This window comes from Nonomuraea glycinis, assembly GCF_035920485.1.
Classification (GTDB): domain Bacteria; phylum Actinomycetota; class Actinomycetes; order Streptosporangiales; family Streptosporangiaceae; genus Nonomuraea; species Nonomuraea glycinis.
The window spans coordinates 4,743,847-4,762,196 of record NZ_CP109166.1 but is presented as its reverse complement, the minus strand read 5'-3'; the positions used below and the strand labels follow the sequence as shown (position 1 = coordinate 4,762,196).

13 protein-coding genes are annotated in these 18,350 nt (G+C 70.7%); 4 read left to right on the top strand and 9 right to left on the bottom strand.

Annotated elements, in window-relative coordinates; all coding sequences use genetic code 11:
* Positions 1-36: 36 nt before the first annotated feature.
* From OHA68_RS22480 to OHA68_RS22455, 6 genes are all read right to left on the bottom strand, one after another.
* A complete protein-coding gene (locus OHA68_RS22480) occupies positions 37-1,677 on the bottom strand; it encodes a glycosyltransferase (RefSeq protein ID WP_327109396.1) in 1,641 nt (546 codons plus the stop codon).
* The gene (locus tag OHA68_RS22475; RefSeq protein WP_327109395.1) at positions 1,674-2,858 is read right to left on the bottom strand and encodes a glycosyltransferase family 2 protein; all 1,185 of its coding nucleotides are present in this window, start codon (positions 2,856-2,858) and stop codon (positions 1,674-1,676) included. The genes OHA68_RS22480 and OHA68_RS22475 overlap by 4 nt, the downstream gene beginning before the upstream one ends.
* A 245-nt stretch (positions 2,859-3,103) precedes the next feature.
* Entirely contained in the window at positions 3,104-4,378 is a 1,275-nt protein-coding gene (locus OHA68_RS22470; RefSeq protein WP_327109542.1) for a homoserine dehydrogenase, read from the bottom strand.
* 14 nt (positions 4,379-4,392) lie between these two features.
* Positions 4,393-5,775 (bottom strand): diaminopimelate decarboxylase, encoded by a 1,383-nt coding sequence (gene lysA / locus OHA68_RS22465; protein WP_189138461.1) that lies wholly within the window; start codon positions 5,773-5,775, stop codon positions 4,393-4,395.
* Between the two features lie 123 nt (positions 5,776-5,898).
* Positions 5,899-6,597 carry an anticodon-binding protein gene (locus tag OHA68_RS22460; RefSeq protein WP_327109541.1) on the bottom strand — a complete coding sequence of 233 codons (699 nt, stop codon included), beginning with the start codon at positions 6,595-6,597 and terminating at the stop codon, positions 5,899-5,901.
* 7 nt (positions 6,598-6,604) lie between these two features.
* Positions 6,605-8,449, bottom strand: a complete 1,845-nt coding sequence (locus tag OHA68_RS22455) for a hypothetical protein (RefSeq protein WP_327109394.1) — start codon at positions 8,447-8,449, stop codon at positions 6,605-6,607.
* A 70-nt stretch (positions 8,450-8,519) separates the two neighbouring features.
* Here OHA68_RS22455 and OHA68_RS22450 point away from each other — a divergent pair, with 70 nt between their 5' ends.
* Together OHA68_RS22450 and treS are read left to right on the top strand one after the other, a co-directional pair.
* A complete protein-coding gene (locus tag OHA68_RS22450) occupies positions 8,520-10,169 on the top strand; it encodes an asparagine synthetase B family protein (protein WP_327109393.1) in 1,650 nt (549 codons plus the stop codon).
* A gap of 272 nt (positions 10,170-10,441) precedes the next feature.
* Positions 10,442-12,151 (top strand): maltose alpha-D-glucosyltransferase, encoded by a 1,710-nt coding sequence (treS, locus tag OHA68_RS22445; RefSeq protein WP_327109392.1) that lies wholly within the window; start codon positions 10,442-10,444, stop codon positions 12,149-12,151.
* Here treS and OHA68_RS22440 read toward each other — a convergent pair.
* The 3 genes from OHA68_RS22440 to OHA68_RS22430 are packed head-to-tail and all read right to left on the bottom strand — an operon-like array spanning position 12,138 to position 15,642.
* A complete protein-coding gene (locus OHA68_RS22440; protein ID WP_327109391.1) occupies positions 12,138-14,411 on the bottom strand; it encodes an FtsX-like permease family protein in 2,274 nt (757 codons plus the stop codon). The two genes, treS and OHA68_RS22440, sit on opposite strands and share 14 nt — an antisense overlap.
* Positions 14,408-15,139 (bottom strand): ABC transporter ATP-binding protein, encoded by a 732-nt coding sequence (locus tag OHA68_RS22435; protein ID WP_327109390.1) that lies wholly within the window; start codon positions 15,137-15,139, stop codon positions 14,408-14,410. Before OHA68_RS22435 ends, OHA68_RS22440 begins: the two co-directional genes overlap by 4 nt.
* Positions 15,136-15,642, bottom strand: coding sequence for a PadR family transcriptional regulator (locus OHA68_RS22430; RefSeq protein WP_327109389.1), 507 nt, complete (start codon positions 15,640-15,642; stop codon positions 15,136-15,138). Before OHA68_RS22430 ends, OHA68_RS22435 begins: the two co-directional genes overlap by 4 nt.
* 139 nt (positions 15,643-15,781) lie before the next feature.
* Between OHA68_RS22430 and OHA68_RS22425 the strand changes: the two genes are divergently transcribed.
* Both OHA68_RS22425 and OHA68_RS22420 read left to right on the top strand, forming a co-directional pair.
* Positions 15,782-17,017, top strand: coding sequence for an ABC transporter substrate-binding protein (locus OHA68_RS22425; RefSeq protein ID WP_327109388.1), 1,236 nt, complete (start codon positions 15,782-15,784; stop codon positions 17,015-17,017).
* A 7-nt stretch (positions 17,018-17,024) separates the two neighbouring features.
* The gene (locus tag OHA68_RS22420; RefSeq protein ID WP_327109387.1) at positions 17,025-18,347 is read left to right on the top strand and encodes an ABC transporter substrate-binding protein; all 1,323 of its coding nucleotides are present in this window, start codon (positions 17,025-17,027) and stop codon (positions 18,345-18,347) included.
* The last annotated feature ends 3 nt before the right edge of the window (positions 18,348-18,350 follow it).

Below are 18,350 nucleotides of genomic sequence, written 5' to 3'. Positions count from 1 at the left end.
GTCCCGGCCCGGCGGATCCCACGCCTCGGGGCGGTGTCATCTGCCGGTCCTCCGGCCCAGGGCGCGTCTGACCGTGGCCGTCATGACGGTGCGCAGGCTGTCCTGGGCGCGGTGGGCGGCGGCCAGTTGGCGGCGTAGCTCGGAGACCTCCTTGCGCAGGGCGCCGATGTCGCGCCGGTAGTCGACGGCGTCCTTGCGCCAGGTGCCCGCCTCCTCGCGCCACTTGGCGACCTGGGCCCGCAGCCGCTCGTTCTCCCCGGTCAGCCGTTCGACGTCGGCCTCGGCCTGGACCCTGGCGTTGTAGGCGCCACGGCGGCCCAGCGGCTTGGCCGGCTCGCGGGTGAAGCCGTAGGTCTCGCCGTCGACCCAGGTGACGGAGGAGACGTCGTCGACGACGTCGTCCAGGTCCTCCTGCGGCCCGGCGACGAGGCGGGCGCGGGCGAAGGCGGCCGGGCGCTCCAGGCGGGCGGCCACCACGCCGGCCGACGACTCGTCGAGCAGCACGTTGATCAGGCCGTGCTGCTCGGTGCGCGCCAGGTCGAGCAGGCTCGCCAAGGAGTCCTCGCCGGGCGCCCAGCCGGCCGGCAGGCGCAAGACGTACGGGACGGCCAGGCCGACCTCGTCCGTGCCGGCGAACCGTACCCGGCTCTCGTGCTCGAAGTGGCCGTGCACCAGGACCAGGTCGAGGTTGGGGTCCTTGAGCGGGGCGCGGCGGTCCCGCTCCAGGCCGTCCCACGGGCCGACGATGACCACGCGCAGGTCGTGCTGCGTGCCGGCCAGGAGCGCGTCGACGGTGGCGCGCACGCTCTCGTAGCCGGCCGTGCCGTCCACCACGGCCTCGACGTAGGGGATCTTCCACTGGCGGCCGGGGTGGGAGCGCAGCCAGCGGTAGAGCGGGATGCGGTCGCCCACGAACGCGAAGCTGACCCGGTCGATGCGCTCCTTGTGCCGCATCCGCATGGTCGGGCCGAGGTGGTAGGCACGGGCTCGCGGCTCGGGTACGAAAACCGCGCCGGCCTGCCCCAGCCGGTAGCCCATCTCGGTGTCCTGACCGAGGATCAGCTCGTCGTCCATGGGGCCCGCGAGCTCGAACAGCCGGGCGTTGACCGAGGTCGCGCCGCCCACGTGCAGGCTGAAGGGGCGCGGGGTGCGCTGGGTGAGCCCGTCGGTGCGCGCCAGCAGGTCGATGATCCAGCGGTGCGGCTCGGCGGGCTCGAAGTAGGACTCCAGGTCGTCCGGCAACTCAGCGGGCAGCGGGGCCTCGCTGAAGCGCATGAACCCGCCGACGACGAGGTAGGGAGCGGTGTGGTGCCAGCGCATGTGGGCTTCGAGAGCCCCGGGGGTGAGCACCACGTCGGAGTCGAGCCAGTGGATGACGTCGCCGCCGGCCTCGGCCAGCCCGGCGTTGCGGGCGCTGGCCCGGCCGGGCGTCTCGCAGCGGATCAGCCGGGCGCCCGGCGGGCGGGTGGCGGGCAGCCGCAGCGGTGGCGTGCTGCCGTTGTCGACGACGATGACCTCGGTCAGCTCCGCCGGATAGCTCTGCCTGGCCAGACCGGCCAGCACCAGGTCGAGCTTGTCCTGGCCGCCGAAGGCGGGCACGATCACGCTGACGCGCAGCTCCGGGGTGAACCACTCGGGCGGGTCGAGGACGCGATAGTCGTTGCCGCGCACTCTCATGCGGTCTCCAGCAGGGTCGGCTCCATGCGTGACTCCGTCAGCAGGTCGGGCTCCATCAGCAGGCTCGGGCGAAAGCCGTACCACTGGTTGGTGGCGACTTTGAGGAAGTGCGCGAGCGGGAGCTGCCAGGTGTGCTGGTCGCTCAGCCCGCGGCGCAACATGTATCCGAGGCCGTGGGTGCGGTAAATGCGGGCTCCGGCCTCACGTGCGGCCTTGAGGAATTCGCGGTCCACCGCCCGAGGAAGCCCTGGAAATCCTCCAATATCGCGAAATTTCGCCACGGGCACCAAAATCGTGCCGCCCGCGATGTGATCGGCCCACACCTCGCTCGGATAGGCCGCCCCGGACGCGAACGTCGTGCGCCTGATCGTGGTACGCAGCGGCTCCAGATAGAAGAACTCCCCCGAGGCGCCCACCACGTCGGCGCCCGAGTGATCGACCGCCATGATCAGGTCGGCCAGGTGGTCGGGGCCGTACCAGTCGTCGTCGTCCCACTTGGCCAGGTAGTCGCCGCCGGCCAGGGCCGCCGCCTGGTTGAGCACCTCGCCGAACGGCGTCTCGGCCCCGGCCTCGATCCAGCGCAGCGGCAGCGGGCACGCCTCGGCGGCCTGCCGGACCTCGTCGTAGGCGACCCCGTGCAGGCCGAGGATCACCTCCACCTCGACCCCGCGCTGCCACGCCATCTGGGCGAGCGCGCCACCGACGAACCCGGGCCGCTTGGTCGCCATGACCACGCTGACCTTGGCGGTCGCGACCGGCTGAGCGGCCACCCGGCGCAGCCGTACGCTGTGCTCCTCGCGTCGCAGGTCGGCCAGGCAGCGCACGCTGTCATCCGCGATGTGCTCGAGCCAGCTCCGGTCGGTGAGCAGGGCCGCCAAGTCGACGGGCACCCAGGCCGGCGCAGAGGAGGCCGTCAGCGGCACCCCGGCGGCGGCCAGCCGCGCGAGCCCGCCGAGCGCGTCCTCGACCCCCGGCCACTCGGCGTCATGCGCGCCCCCCGATGGACGCCCGTTGTCGGGCACGCCTTCGGCGGTGGGCCAGTCGATGTCGAGGCCGCGCAGGGGGCGCAGCTGGGCGAGGTCGAGGGCCTGACCGTCGACGGCCCAGGCGTCCTCGTGCCAGTGCAGACGCGCCAGCCCCTGCTCCGGCGTGCGCAGGAAACCGGCTGGACTGAAGGTCATGCGTGCTGCTCCTTGACCTGCGGGACTTCGATCGGCGCCCACCCTACGCCGTTTTTACACGCGCGTAGACCCGTGGTTCGCTTCGCCATGACAAAGCGGTGATCATCACCCGCTCGACATTCCCCACATAGGCATCTCGCCACATATGCCACGTTAGTGGCCGATGTTGTCTGAGGTGCCGCTTATGCCGTGCTTTATGGAAGTCGCTGCACGCGAAAGCCGCCGAGGGCGGACCCTAGTGAGAGCTACTCGTCGCCCTCCACCCGCATGACGCTCGCCACCGCCCGGACCACGTCCAGCTCGCGCAGGCCCTCCATGGTGGCCGTCAGGTCGGCGTCGGTGGCGCGGTGGGTGACGATGACGAGCTGGGCGTCGTCGCCGTGGCCCTCCTGCCGGACCGTCTGGATGGACACGTCATGCTTGGCGAACAGCTCGGCCACCGTGGCCAGGACGCCGGGCTTGTCGGCCACGTCCAGCGCCACATGGCACCGAGTGACCGTCTCCCCGATCGGGTGCACCTTCAGGGAGGCGTAGGTGGACTCGTCGGGCCCTCGGGTGCCGGCCAGGCGGTTGCGGGCCACGGCCACCAGGTCGCCCAGGACGGCCGAGGCCGTGGGCGCGCCGCCCGCGCCCTTGCCGTAGAACATGAGCTCCCCGGCCGACTCGGCCTCGACGAAGACCGCGTTGTAGGCCTCCCTGACCCCGGCCAGCGGGTGCGTCCTGGGGATCATGGCGGGGTGGACCCGGACGCCGATCGAGCGGCCGTCATCGGAGCGGGCGCAGATGGCCAGCAGCTTGATGACGTAGCCCATCTCCTTGGCGGAGGCGACGTCGGTGGCGGTGATCTCGGTGATGCCCTCCCGGTGCACCTGCTCGGCCGTGACCCGGCTGTGGAAGGCGTGGCCGGCCAGGATGGCCGCCTTGGCCGCCGCGTCGAAGCCCTCGACGTCGGCGGTGGGGTCGGCTTCGGCGTAGCCGAGCGTCTGGGCCTCTTCCAGGGCGTCGGTGAACGACGCGCCGGTGGAGTCCATCTTGTCCAGGATGTAGTTGGTGGTGCCGTTGACGATGCCGAGGACGCGGTTGACGTGGTCACCGGCCAGGGACTCGCGCAACGGGCGCAGCAGCGGGATCGCGCCGGCGACGCTGGCCTCGAAGTAGAGGTCGCCGTGGCCGGTGCGGGCGGCCTCGTGCAGGGTGGCGCCGTCCTCGCCGAGCAGCGCCTTGTTGGCGGTCACGACGGACTTGCCCCGGGACAGGGCGGCGGTGATCAGCGTCCGGGCGGGCTCGATGCCGCCGATGACCTCGATGACGATGTCGATGTCGTCCCGGGTGACCAGCGACTCGGCGTCGGTGGTGAGCAGCGCGGGGTCGACCTCGACGTCACGCTTGCGGCCCAGGCGGCGGACCGCCACCCCGGCCAGCTCCAGAGGGGCGCCGATGCGCGCGGCCAGGTCGGCGCCCTGCTCGTGGATGAGCCGGATGACCTGCGAGCCGACGACTCCACAGCCCAGGAGGGCCACCTTCAACGGTTTGCTCACAGTTGCCCTCTCAACAGGTCGTCTTCGGTCTCGCCCCGCACGATCACGCGGGCCTCGCCGTCCGCGACGGCGACCACGGCGGGCCTGGGCAGGTAGTTGTAGTTGCTCGCCAGCGACCGGCAGTAGGCGCCGGTCGCGGCGATCGCGATCAGGTCGCCGGGAGCCAGGTCGGCGGGCAGGTAGCAGTCGCGCACCACCATGTCGCCGCTCTCGCAGTGCTTGCCGACGACGCGGCTGAGCATGGGCGGGGCGGTGCTCTCGCGGCTGGCCAGCACGGCGGTGTACTCGGCGCCGTAGAGGGCGGTGCGGACGTTGTCGCTCATGCCGCCGTCGATGCTGACGTAGGTGCGCAGCCCTTCGACGTCCTTGACGGTGCCGACCTCGTAGAGGGTGATGCCGCCGGGGCCGACGATGGTGCGGCCGGGCTCGACGGCCAGGCGGGGCACGGGCAGCCCGGCGTCGGTGCAGACCTTGCGCACGATCTCGCGCAGCCCGTCGGCGACGAGCTTGATGTCGGGGGCCTCGTCGTCCTCGACGTAGGCGATGCCGTAGCCGCCGCCGAGGTCGAGCTCCGGGAGCACGACGCCGTGCTCCTCCTTGATCTGCACGAGCAGCGAGGCCAGGCGGCGAGCGGCCACCTCGAACCCGGCCGTGTCGACGATCTGGGAGCCGATGTGCGAGTGCAGGCCGACGAGCTCCAGCGAGGGCAGCGCGAGAATGCGGCGCACGGCCTCGGCGGCGGCGCCGCTGTTGAGCGACAGGCCGAACTTCTGGTCGTCGTGCGCGGTGGCGATGAACTCGTGGGTGTGCGCCTCGACCCCGGTGGTCACCCGGACCATCACCTTGGGCCGCTTGCCGTGCCGCTCGGCGAGGTAGCCCAGCCGGGCGATCTCCTCGTAGGAGTCGACCACGATGTGCCCGACACCGGCCTCCAGCGCCCTGGTGAGCTCGGCTGCGGACTTGTTGTTGCCGTGCAGGGTGATGCGCTCGGCGGGGAAGCCCACGCTCAGCGCCACGGCCAGCTCGCCGCCGCTGGCGACGTCGACGCCGAGGCCCTCGTCCTGGAGCCAGCGGACGATCTCCTTGCACAGGAACGCCTTGCCGGCGTAGTGCACCTCGGACCCGGCGAAGGCGGTGGCGTAGTCGCGCATGCGGGAGCGTACGTCGTCCTCGTCGAGGACGTAGAGCGGGGTGCCGAACTCGCGGGCCAGCTCGCGGACGTCGAGGCCGCCGACCGTGAGCGCGCCCTCGACCCGGCTCGACGTTCGCGGCCAGATCGCGGGGTTGATCCGGTTGAGGTCGGCGGGCGCCAGCGGGGGGCGCTCGTGGGGCGGCGTCTCAGCGTGACGGTCCCCGGCAGGATGGGCGAATCGACTCACCCGAACGAGGCTATCCGAACCACCGTTCCCCCCGGACACGCTGCCCACGTATCGAGACACGATCACCGTACATGAGCGGATTTTTTACGCTTTTTCGCCGTTTGACCGGATATTTTCTTACCTTTACAACCGATCCGGCCCCACCAGCACATCCTGTACGGCCTGAGCCAGCCGCACCCGGGCCCCGTGGACCGGGCCGGGCGGCTCGTCCCCGATCGGTGTCGCCGGGGCGTGCTCGTGCGCGTCATGGTAGGCCAGAGCCAGCCGCACCAGGTAGGTCTCCCAGCCCGGATCGCGGCTCACCAGCCGCCCCGGCAACTCCGCCAGCACCCTCAGCACGGCCCGATCATGAGGGTCGTCGAGCGACTCGGGCCGGAAGTGGCCCGTCGGCACCCCGAGCTCGCGCGCCCACCGCCGCGCCGCCACCGCGCGGGCATGCCCGTAGCGCACCACGAAACCGGGGTTGTCCCAGGTCCGGGGGAAGTCCGGCCAGCCGGGATCCGGCAGGCCGAGCGGCTCGACCTCGGCCAGCAGCGCTCCCGGCACCGCCACCACGATCCGCAGGAACCCGTTGGGCCGCACCGCCACGTCCGCGACGCCGGGCAGCGACCGGACCCGCCCGGCCAGCTCGGCGGGCGGGATCCGCCGCCGCAGCGCGGCAGCGGACACGAAGGCGGCCTCGGCCTCCCACGTCCCCTCCGGCACCGCCGGCTCCCCGAGCACCGCGGCCAGCCGCCCAGGCGTCACAGGGCCGGACTCGCCGGCCACCCCCGCCGGCCGCCCTCGCGTCACGGGGTCGGACTCGCCGGGCACCCCGGACATCACGGCGTCAGATGAGCGCGTGCGGCTCGGCGGAGCCGTACTCGACCAGGTGGGCGGCGCCGAGCAGCCAGCGGTCCTGCTCGCGGACCCGTACGTAGCCGAACCGGTCGGCGGAGAAGACCTTGATGCCGTCCTGGCGGCACTGGCGCATCATCACCTCGTCCCAGCCGTCGGTCAGGTCGGCGAAGCCCACCTCGCGCAGGGCGTTGCGGCGCGCGAGCAGCGTGGCCCCGGCGACCTCCGGCAGGTAGGCGTACTCGGCGTCCGGCTGCTTGAGCAGCGTCGCCTGCGGCTTGCGCAGGTGGGCGTAGAAGGCGGCCTTGCCGACGATGTCGGCGGTGCTGAAGAGGAAGGCGCGGCGCAGGTCGGCCAGGTAGTGGCCGCCGTAGACGTCGCGGGGGTCCATGACCGCGACCAGGTCGGCCTCGCACAGGTCGAGCCCGTGGCCGAGCATGGCGCCGACCGTCAGGTCGGGGCGCAGGCGGCGGAAGACCACCTCGGCGTCCGGCAGCATGTCGCGGGCGCGCTGCTCGGCCTCGGCGGGGCCGATGACGATGGCCTGCACCACCCCGCTCTGCCGGGCGAGCTGGGCCAGCGCGTGCTCCATGCGGGTGGCGTCGGGGATGACGAGCAGCACCGAGACGTCCAGCGTGGCGCGGGCGCTGGGCAGGCCGACCGCCTCCAGCATGGCGTCGATCCGGTCGCTCATCGTGCCGCCGCTGTAGGCCCGGCGCAGGGCCACGTGCGCCCGGCGGGTGTCGGGGTCGTCGCCGATCGGGGTGCCGCAGGCGGCGAGCTCGGTCAGCCGCCACTGCGGGGTGCCTGGCGGGCAGTCGACCGCGGCGGGCCAGCGGTAGGAGGTGAGCACGTCAGGGTAGCTCAGGTGGCCGGGCAGCAGCTGGTCGAGGGTGAGCACCCGGTCGATGCGGCCGCCCGCCAGCGGCAGCGGGTTGTGCACCCGTGGCTGGACGCCGAACTGCAGGCGCGGCCAGCCGACCGTCAGATCGGTGGTGAAGCGGTGCTCGAACAGCTCGGCCGCGGCGGCGTAGGTGGCGACGTCGCCCTGCGTGTGCCAGAACACGGTGCGGATGCCCCGCTCGGCGCACCAGGCCAGCAGCGCCTTGAGCCCCTCCCCGGGCTCGCCCCGCAGCTCCTCGGCCCAGGGCCCCTGGCTCACGGACTCCACCATGAGCAGGTGGGGCACCTCCTGGGGCAGCACCCTGGCGAAGTCGCGCGGGGTGAAGCCGGTGCTCTGCCGCCACTCGTAGCGCAGCAGCGCCTCGACGTGCGGCTCGGCGATCACCGCCGCCGTGAGGTGCGGCCGGGTGTTGGGGCCCGTCGGGACGCGGAACGGCTTGAGCTTGAACGAGGCGCCGCCGAGCGTCCTGGTCGAGGTGGTGGCCTGGAAGGCGGCGCCGGGGCGCTCCTCCTTGGCCTGACCGCCGGCGACCGGCTTGCGCTTGGGGGCGACGGGGCGTTTGACCGGCCTGGTGGCGCCCTTGAGCCCCTTGGCCAGGCGCATCGGGTTGCTCTTGCCGCTCTTGATGGCGTCACCGAGGCGGTTCCAGCGGGCCACCTTGATCGAGGAGAGCTTCCAGTTGGCCACCTCCGCCTGGTAGCGCTGCTCGGCGAGCTCCTTGCGGAGTTTGTCCACCGCGGCGCGTTCGTCCTCCAGCCGTTCCTCGGCCTCACTCAGCTTCTCGGACAGCTCCTTGGCCTCTGTGGCCCGGCTCTCCGCCTCGGCCAGCCTGCTCTGGGCGGCGGCCAGCAGCCTGGCCAGCTCCGCGGCGTGCTCTGCCTCCGCGACAGCATCTCGCAACGCCCTGCGCGTGCTTTCCAGCTCGATGGACACGTGGACCTCCGTCTCTCAGCCCGGCAAAGGATACTCTTTTGCCGGAAGCGGCTCGAAGGGATGAGATCCGGTGCAGTTCAACGTGCGGCCCTACGTCTGTGGCGCTCTGGGCCGGGTCGACGAGGCCCTGCTCGGCAAACTGTCCGCCGCCGGGCCCCGGGTCAGGCCCGCCCTCCAGACGGCCGAGGCGGCGCTCTACAGCTCCACGCCGCTGCCGCCCTATCAGCGGGCCGGTGCGGCCTTCGCGTTCTCCTGGGGCGAGCGCAGGCCCGCTCTGGAGCGCGGCCAGCGCGTCGAGGACTGGATGTCGGTCGCGGAGACGTACGAGACCCCCGGTCTGATCGGCGACGGCTCCCGGATCACCCTGCACGCGGGCGCGCTGGGGCTGGTCGACGTCTATTACGTACGGGTCGGCGAGGCGGTCTACTTCTCCTCCCTGATCCAGCCGCTGATCTCGCTGGTCCCGGTCGCGATCGACTGGTCGGCGTGGGCCTCGATCCTCCAGGTGACCTTCCCGCTGGGCGAGGCAACCCCCTACGCGGGCATCAGCCGGCTGCCGGGCTCCGGGGCGCTGGTGTGGGACCAGGGCAGGCTCGCCACCGAGCGCAGGCTGCCGCGCTGGCTGCGGCGCGAGCCCTACGAGGCGTGGACCAGCGCCGGCGAGATCGTCGAGCTGCTGCACGAGGTCTACAAGGACTACGACGGGCGCAAGCTGCTGGTGCCGATCAGCGGCGGCTACGACTCGCGGCTGCTGGGCAGCGTGGCCATGGCGCGCGGGTTCGACGTGGAGTCGTGGACGACGAGCCCCGACGACGGCAACGACACCGACATCGCCTTCGCCCGCGCCATCACCCGCGAGCTGGGCATCCCGCACCGGGTGATCATGCAGGACGCGGCGGACTACCCGGAAGATGCGCGGGAGGTGGCCCGCAGGCTCGAATACCTGACGCCGCACCACGCCTGGTACGCGCCGTTCGCCCAGCAGGTGCACCAGGCCGGCCGGGTGCTGGTCGACGGGCTGGCGGGCGGCCCGCTGCTGAAGAACTTCATGGTCAGCGGGGCCGCGCTGGAGGCGACCACGCAGGCCGAGCGGTCGGCCGCGGTGCTGGGCTCGCTGAGCCTCGGGGCGCCGTCGCAGCCGATGCTGTCCAAGGCCGCGGCGCAGTGGATGACGGAGACGGTGCAGGAGCAGTTCGCCGCCGCCACCTCGATGCTGCACGGGCACCGGGCGGAGCTGCCGCTGTCGGTGCTGCACACCCGGACCGTGCGGGGCATCGCGCGCTCGGCGGTCAACCTGGTGGGGCCGGAGTCGTCGTTCGCCGCGCCGTTCATCCATCCGGACTTCTTCGACGCGGCGCTCTCGGTGGGCGTGGCCCGCAAGGACAAGGGCCGCTTCTACCGCGAGGTGCTGCACGCGGCCAACCCCCGGGTGGCGGCGCTGCCGTCGACGAACGTGGTCAAGCAGCCGCTCCGGCGCGTCCCGCTGCGCTCCACGGCCGCTCCCGCGCGCGCCTACTCGCACGAGATGCTGAGCGTGGTCGCCACGCGGGTGCCCGGCCTGCTGTCGGACGAGCTGCACGAGGTGATCGCGGGCGGGCCCGACGCGCTGACCCGCTTCAGCGGGTGGAACGACCGGTTCTGGGTGCGAGGGCTGGTCCTTTTCGGTCTTTGGCTCAATGACTACGAGTCCGACCTGGATGACCTGTCTGTCCCCTTCTAGTTACAGGGAGAAGAACGGTCGGTAACATCACGATTACGCAGAGATCTCTTGGGTATTACAGCTCGCACAGCACAAGCGGGTTCCGGAAAGCCAACGGGCTGGTAGTGTTCGGCCCGTAAGCGCCGCACAAGCGGGCACCGGGTCACAAATCCGGTCCTGTCAAGGGCATGGGTTCGCAGGGATGACGACCCCAAGCGGCGCGGTCACCAGATAACAACGCCGGGGAAACCGGTGACTTCGTCCTGCCCACATCTCCTTCTGTGAGCGACATTATGATCAACGCATCCCCATCGCCGGATCCGGTCGCCGAGACCTTCGTCTCGGAGGACCCCTCCTGGTACAAGCGGGCGGTGTTCTACGAGGTTCTCGTCCGGGGGTTCAAGGACTCCAACGGAGACGGCACCGGAGACCTGCGCGGTCTCATCGACCAGCTCGGCTATCTCGAGTGGCTGGGAGTCGACTGCCTGTGGCTCCTGCCGCTCTATGAGTCGCCGCTGCGCGATGGCGGCTACGACATTTCCGACTACATGAAGATCCTCCCGGACTTCGGAGACTTGGGGGACTTTGTCCAGTTGATCGAGGCCGCGCACGAGCGCGGCCTGCGCATCATCACCGACCTGGTGATGAACCACACCAGCGACCGTCATCCCTGGTTCCAGGCATCCCGGCACGACCCCGAGGGGCCGTACGGCGACTTCTACGTCTGGGCGGACGAACCGACCGCCTACGGCGACGCACCGATCATCTTCATCGGCGCCGAGGAGTCCAACTGGACCTACGACCCGGTCCGCAAGCAGTACTACTGGCACCGTTTCTTCCACCACCAGCCGGACCTCAACTACGACAACCCGGCCGTGCAGGAGGCCATGCTGGAGGTCCTGCGCTTCTGGCTCGACCTCGGCATCGACGGTTTCCGCCTGGACGCCGTCCCCTACCTGTTCGAGCGGGAGGGCACCGCGTGCTCCGGCCTGCCGGAGACGCACGCGTACCTGAAGAAGGTGCGCGCCGAGGTGGACCGGCTCTACCCCGACCGGGTGCTGCTGGCCGAGGCCAACGGCTGGCCGGAGGACGTCGTCGAATACTTCGGCGATCCGACCGTCGGCGGCGACGAGTGCCACATGGCCTTCCACTTCCCGCTGATGCCGCGCATCTACATGGCGGTCAAGAAGGAGACGCGCGAACCGATCTCCGAGATCATGTCGCGCACTCCGAAGCTGCCCGACAGCGCCCAGTGGGGCATCTTCCTGCGCAACCACGACGAGCTCACGCTCGAGACGGTGACGGAGGAAGAGCGCGACTACATGCACAACGAGTACGCCAAGGACCCGCGCATGCGGGCCTACCTCGGCATCCGCCGCCGGCTGGCGCCGCTGCTGGACAACGACAGGGACCGCATCGAGCTGTTCACGGCCCTGTTGCTGAGCCTGCCGGGCTCGCCGGTCATGTACTACGGCGACGAGATCGGCATGGGCGACAACATCTGGCTGGAGGACCGGGACTCGGTGCGCACGCCGATGCAGTGGAGCCCGGACCGCAACGCCGGCTTCTCCACCGCCGACCCGGGGCGCCTCTACCTGCCCGCCGTAATGGATCCGATCTACGGCTTCCAGGCGGTCAACGTGGAGTCGCAGCAGCGCAATGAGGGCTCGCTGCTCCATTTCACCCGCAGGATGCTGCAGATCCGCCGCAACCACCCGGTCTTCGGCGTCGGGGCCTACACCGAGATGTGGTCCTCCAACCCGAGCGTGCTCACCTACGTCCGCGAGGACGGCGACGACGTGATGCTCTGCGTCAACAACCTGTCGAAGTTCCCCCAGCCGGTGGAGCTCGATCTGCGCAGGTTCGAGGGCATGACGCCGGTCGAGGCGCGCGGCGGGGTGCACTTCCCCGAGGTAGGGCCGCGGCCCTACCTGCTCACGCTGCCGGGCCACGGCTTCTACTGGTTCGCGCTCAAGCGTGAGGGCGGCGTCAACGTGCCGTAACCGGCACCTGGGCACGGGCCGCGCGACGGGCCGGGATGAGCGCCACGGCGAGGGCCGTGCCCACGGCGACCAGCACGGCGATCGACAGGGACAGACCAGAGGGTGGGCGGCCGATTCCGGCCCCCACCCCACTGGTGTGTCCCTGCAGGTCGATCAGCCAGGTCACCACCGACGCGCCGGCCGCCGCCCCTACGGCGACGCCCAGCACCACCAGCAGGCCGGTGCCGGTCACCAACGTGGCCATGACCTGCCGCGGCGTCAGCCCCATCGCCTTGAGCACGGCCAGGTCGAAGGCGTGGTCGCGGAGCCCGAGCGCACTGGCGGTGAGCAGGTTGGCCAGCCCGATCAGGGCGAGCACCGCGATCAGCGCCACGATGAGCACCCGGATGATGGCCAGCCGGTCGGCCGGGTTGACCACCGCCTGCACGTCCAGCCCTTCGCTCGACTGGGCGAGCAGCCTGGCCGCCACCTCTCCCCGGTCCGCGCCGGGCTTCAGCGCCAGCGCGTAGAACTCGGGCGGCACGGAGTCCTTCGGCGCCAGGCTGTCCAGCCCCACCGACAGCACCTCGCCGTCCAGGTCCGGCTCGATGGCCCGGCCCACGATCCGTACGATCAGCGGCGAACCGCCCACGGTGAGCCGTACCCGGTCGCCGATCCGCACACCGAGCAGGTCGAGCAGCCCCTGACCGGCGACCGCCTCCCCCGGCTCGCCGTACATCCGGCCTTCGACCACCGGGAAGGGGTACGGGTCCGCCGAGCCGCCGATGGCCCGCACCCGCACCGAGCGGCCTTCACCGGCGGCCAGGGCGTTCACGTCGGCGGCCGGATAGACGGCCCGCACATCCTTGTCGGCCTTGACCAGCTGTTCGGCCGCGGCCGATTCGAGCTTGCCCGGTCCGACGTGCAGGGCGGCGTGCTGGCCCACCTGGTCGGGGTTGTTCGCGAAGTTGTCCAGCGTGGCCCACACGCCCAGCCCGATGGTGATCATCATCATCGGCACGGCGAGCCCGAACGCGGTCAGGAACGCGGGCACCCGTCTGGTGAAGGCGTCCCGGCTGCCCAGGACGAGCGCGGGCGGCAGGCGTACCAGCAGAGCGAGCTTGGCCAGGCGGGACAGGTGGCCGCGCAGGGGTTGCGCGGGGGCGGCCGGGATCGGCGGGGTGCGACCGCCGCGCCAGGCGGGCAGCCCGACGGCGGCGAGCACCACCAGCGCGGTGCCCGCGACGATGGACAGCACCGGCATCGGCGCGACGGAGGTCGCGCCGAGCAGCGCCACCGCGAAGCCCCAGCCGGCCAGCGTGCCGAGCGCGAGGCCGAGCAGGCCGAGTGCGCCGTGCTCGACCACCAGCAAGAGGGCCACCTGCGCGGCGGTGAAGCCCATGGACTTGAGCGTGGCCAGGTCGCGGAGCTGGCCGAGCACCCGGCCGCCGGCCGCGTTGGCCAGCGCGAGCGCGGCGGCCACCAGTCCGACCACGCCGAACAGCGCCAGCAGCGTGCCGAGCAGCCGGTTGTCCAGCTCCATCGCGGCCCGGACCTCACGCCAGGTGTAGAGGCGCTGGACCTGGTCGTCGAGCGTGACGACGACCCGCTGGGAGACCACCTGGGCGGCCTCGGCGTCGGCCAGCCGCAGCCCGGTCACCCATTCGCTGCGGCCCAGCATCGGCTCGATCCGGTCGAGCGTCTGGGGCAGCACCCAGGCCAGGCCGGGCGCCCACGCCGGGTAGAAGCCCTGCTCGGCGGAGTCGGCGATGCCGCGTACGTACAGCGGGTGGCGTTCGCCGCTGAGGGCGATGATGGCGAGCGGCTCGCCGATCCGCAGGCGCAGCGCGCGGGCGAAGGAGCGCTCTACCACCACGCCGTCGGCCTGCGCGGGGTCCAGCCAGCTGCCCTCGGCCACCACCGGGTGCGCCACCTGAGGGGGCGTGGCGGGCATCGCGCGCAGCGCCGCGGGCTGCTTCTTGCCGTCCCGCACGACCGTGACGGGCGCCGACCGGTAGGGGCCGGCCATCTGGGTGACCCCGTCGAGGCTCCGGGTGCCCGCCACCTGGGCGGAGTTGTCCTTGGTGTAGAACCAGACGTGCGCGCCGTCGGTCTGGGCGAACAGGCTGCGCCATGGGTTCGTGCCGTCTTCGAGCAGGGTGACGGCGGTGATCAGGGCCGCCACGATGCCGGCCACGGCGAGCACGGTCAGCGTCGCCTGGCCCCTTCTGGCTCGCAGGTCGGCCCGGATCCAGCGGCCGCCCGCGCGTGCTGTGCTCATCGGAGGTCGATCACCGCGCCGGCCGTCCCGGTGCGCCGGCGGGCGATCCGGCCGTCGTCCACGATCTCTCCGTCCAGCAGGCAGACCACCCGGTCCGCCAGGCCAGCCACCCGGGCGTCGTGGGTGACCATGATGATCGTCTGGCCGTCCTTGTGCACCTTGCTGAGCAGGCGGAGCACGTCGCGGGTGTTGCGGCTGTCGAGGTTGCCCGTGGGCTCGTCGGCCAGCAGCACGCTCGGCTCGTTGGCCAGCGCCCTGGCCAGGGCGACCCGCTGCTGCTCGCCGCCCGAGAGCTGGGCGGGCGAGGCGTCGGCGCGGTCGGTGAGGTTGAGCGCGCCGAGCAGGTGCTCCCTGCGCTCGCGGGCGACCCGGGGCGAGGCCCCGCCCAGCAGTGCGGGCAGCTCGACGTTGTCGGTCACGGTCATGTTGGCGACCAGGTTGAAGAATTGGAAGACGAACCCGATCTTCTTCCGGCGTAAGAGCGCCCACGCGCTCTCGGAGAGGGTGTCGGCGCGCTTGCCGTCGACCCAGATCTCGCCGCTGGTGCGCGCGTCCAGCCCGCCGAGCATGTGCACGAGCGTGGACTTGCCGGACCCTGACGGGCCCATCACGGCGATGAACTCCCCCGGCTCCACCACCAGGTCCACCCCTCGTACGGCGTGCACGGGGACCGCGCCGCCGGAGTAGACCTTGACGAGATTGACCGTCTTCAGCACGGCATGGGTCATGCCAGGTCCTCCTGACACCGTTCGAGCCACTCGAGATCGGCTTGCAGGTGCAGCATGGCACCTTCGATCAGCAGTGTCGCCACCCGATCGTCCGGCTCGGTCTCGTCGAGCAGGGCGTTGAGGTCGCCCATGAGCGACAGGTAGTGGCGGCGCTGGCGGTTGATCAGCGCCATCCGGTCCGAGATGCCGGTGAGCGGGGCCAGGACCAGCTTCATGAAGAACTCGTCGCGGACCCGCGGACCCTCCGTAGGCTCATCCACCCATAGAGTGAGCACGTCACGGCCTTTGGCGGTGAGGTAATAGACCTTCTTGTTGGGCCGGTTGGACTGCTCGACGTCCACGGCCCTGATGAGGCCGTCCTTCTCGAGCCGGCCCAGCGTCACATAGATCTGCCCGATGTTGGGCGATGGATAGGCGCTGCCGAAGGTCTGCTCGAGCGCCTGTTTGAGCTCATAGCCGTGGGCAGGCTCCTTCGCCAGAAGCGCAAGCAGGTGAAGCCGCACACCTCACCTCCCCGTGTGTTACGGATGCGTTACGTGGACAACCGTTGACCACCAGATTACTGGCTGCCTAACATGAATGCATCTACCTAACATGTATGTAATCCCAAAGAAACCGGAGCTCAATCGGGTGATTCGCTCGTTGTCAGTCGCGATGGCCGCCCTCCTGGCGGCCGGATGCTCGACGGCGGGCCAAGACGGCGGCAGTGCGACCGGAGCCAGCGGAACCGGCCCGATCACCTTCGCCACGGGGCGCGACACCACGGCATACCTGCAACCCTTGCTGGATCGCTGGAACCAGGCCCACCCGGCCGAAAAGGTGACGCTGCTCGAACTACCCGAGGTCGCCGACGAGCAACGCGCTCAGATAGCGGCCAACCTGCAGGCCCACAGCAACCGCTACGACGTGCTCGGACTGGACGTCGTATGGACGGCGGAGTTCGCCGACAACGGCTGGATCATCCCCTTGGAGCGCGGGTTGTTCCCGCTCGACAAGTTCCTGCCGCCTGTCGTGGACACCGCTATCTATCAGAACAAGCTCTGGGCGGTCCCCTATACGAGCAACGCGGGCCTGCTCTACTACCGCACCGATCTGGTGAAGAAGCCGCCGCGCACCTGGGCGGAACTTCGCCAACAAGCCCTAGCAATCACGAAAAAGCATGACATCGAGGGTTACGCCGGGCAGTTCCTCGCCTACGAGGGCCTGACCGTCAACTTCTCCGAGGCTGTGCAGTCGGCGGGCGGGCAGATCCTCAGCCCCGACGGCTCCACGGTGACCCTCGACCCCGCCAAGGCCGCCATCGCGCTGGACTTCCTCAAGCAGGGCCTGCGCGAGAAGTGGATCCCCGAGGAGGCCTTGGATTACAAGGAGGAGGAGTCCCGCCTGGCCTTCCAGGAAGGCCGGCTCGCCTTCGCCCGCAACTGGCCGCACGCCTATGGCCCGGCCAGGGTCAGGCTCGGCGACAAGGTGGCGGTGACCAGGCTGCCCGGGCTCAACGGGCCCGGATCCAGCGCGCTGGGTGGCAGCAATCTCGCCATCAGCGCCTTCTCCAAGCACCAGCACACCGCACAGGAGTTCATCCGCTACTTCACGAGTCTGGAGAACGAGCGCCGCGTGCTCACCGAAGGGTCCTTCCCGCCGGTGTGGACCGAGCTCTACGACGATCCCGAGCTGATCGAACGCTTTCCGTACCTGCCCGTACTCAAGGAGAGCATTCTGGCCGCCAAGCCGCGTGCGGCGGGCGCCAACTACAACCAGCTCAGCCTGGTGATCGCCAGCACGGTCGCCAAGGCGCTCAAACCCCAGTCTTCCGAGTCCGCCGATGATGTGGCGGCCTCGTTGAAAGCCGAACTCGAAGAGATCATCAAAACCCAGTGAGGCAGCAATGCGAAAAGGCAGAGCAGTAGCGATCCTGGCGGGGTTGGCGGTCGCCGTCACCGCTTGTGGCGGTAACGCGCCGACGACCACCCAGCCGTCGGGAGAGGCGTCGCCCACCCAGGCGGCCGCCAAGACGCTCGAGGGCGTCTCACTCGAGGTCGCCGCCAAGTGGACCGGTGAGGAGCAGAAGAACTTCGAGCAGGTGCTCAAGGCCTTCTCCGACAAGACCGGCGCCAAGGTCACCTACGCCTCCACCGGTGAGGACACCGGCGCCTACCTCGGCCCGCGCATCCAGGGCGGCAGCCCGCCCGACGTGGCCATCCTCCCGCAGCCGGGCCTGGTCCAGCAGTACGCCGACCAGAAGGCGCTCAAGCCGCTCACCGCGGATGTCACCAAGGAGATCGACGCCAACTACACACCGTACTGGAAGGAGCTGGGCTCCGCGGACGGCCAGGTCTACGGTGTGCTGATCAAGGCGGCGCACAAGTCGCTGGTGTGGTACCGCTCGCAGTCGTTCGAGGACGCCGGCGTGCAGCCGCCGACCACCTGGGACGAGCTGCTCAAGGCCTCGCAGACCATCGCCGACTCCGGCACCCCGCCCTTCTCCTTCTGTGGCGCCTCGGGCTGGACGCTGACCGACCTGTTCGAGAACGTCTACCTCTCGACCGCGGGCCCGGAGAAGTACGACCAGCTCTCCAAGCACGAGATCCCGTGGACCGACGCCAGCGTGGCCACCGCGCTGGAGAGGATCGCGGACATCGCGGGCAAGAAGGAGTTCCTGGCCGAGGGCAACAGCGGCGCGCTGCAGACCGACTTCCCGACCTGTGTGACCAAGGTCTACGGCCAGGACAAGGCCGCCATGGTCATCGAGGCCGACTTCGTGGCCGTCACCGCCGTCGAGTCGGGCGCGAAGGTCGGCGAGGAGGCCAAGTACTTCCCGTTCCCGAAGGTCGGCGACACCGCCCCCGTCGTGCTCGGCGGCGACGTCGCGGTGGCCATGAAGGACTCCCCCGGCGCCATGGCGCTGCTGCAGTTCCTGGCCTCGAAGGAAGGCGGCGAGGTCTGGGCCAAGCTGCCCGGTTACCTGTCCCCCAACAAGAACGTCTCGCCTGACAACTACCCGGACCCGCTGACCAAGGCCCTCGGCCAGACGATCATCTCCGCCGGCGACGCGGTCCGCTATGACATGTCCGACCTGGCGCCGAGCGCGTTCGGCGGCACCGACGGCAAGGGCGAGTGGAAGGTTCTGCAGGACTTCCTGCGGAAGCCGACCGACATCAAGGGCGCCCAGGAGGCGCTCGAAGCCGAGGCCAAGAAGGCCTGGAAGTAAAGA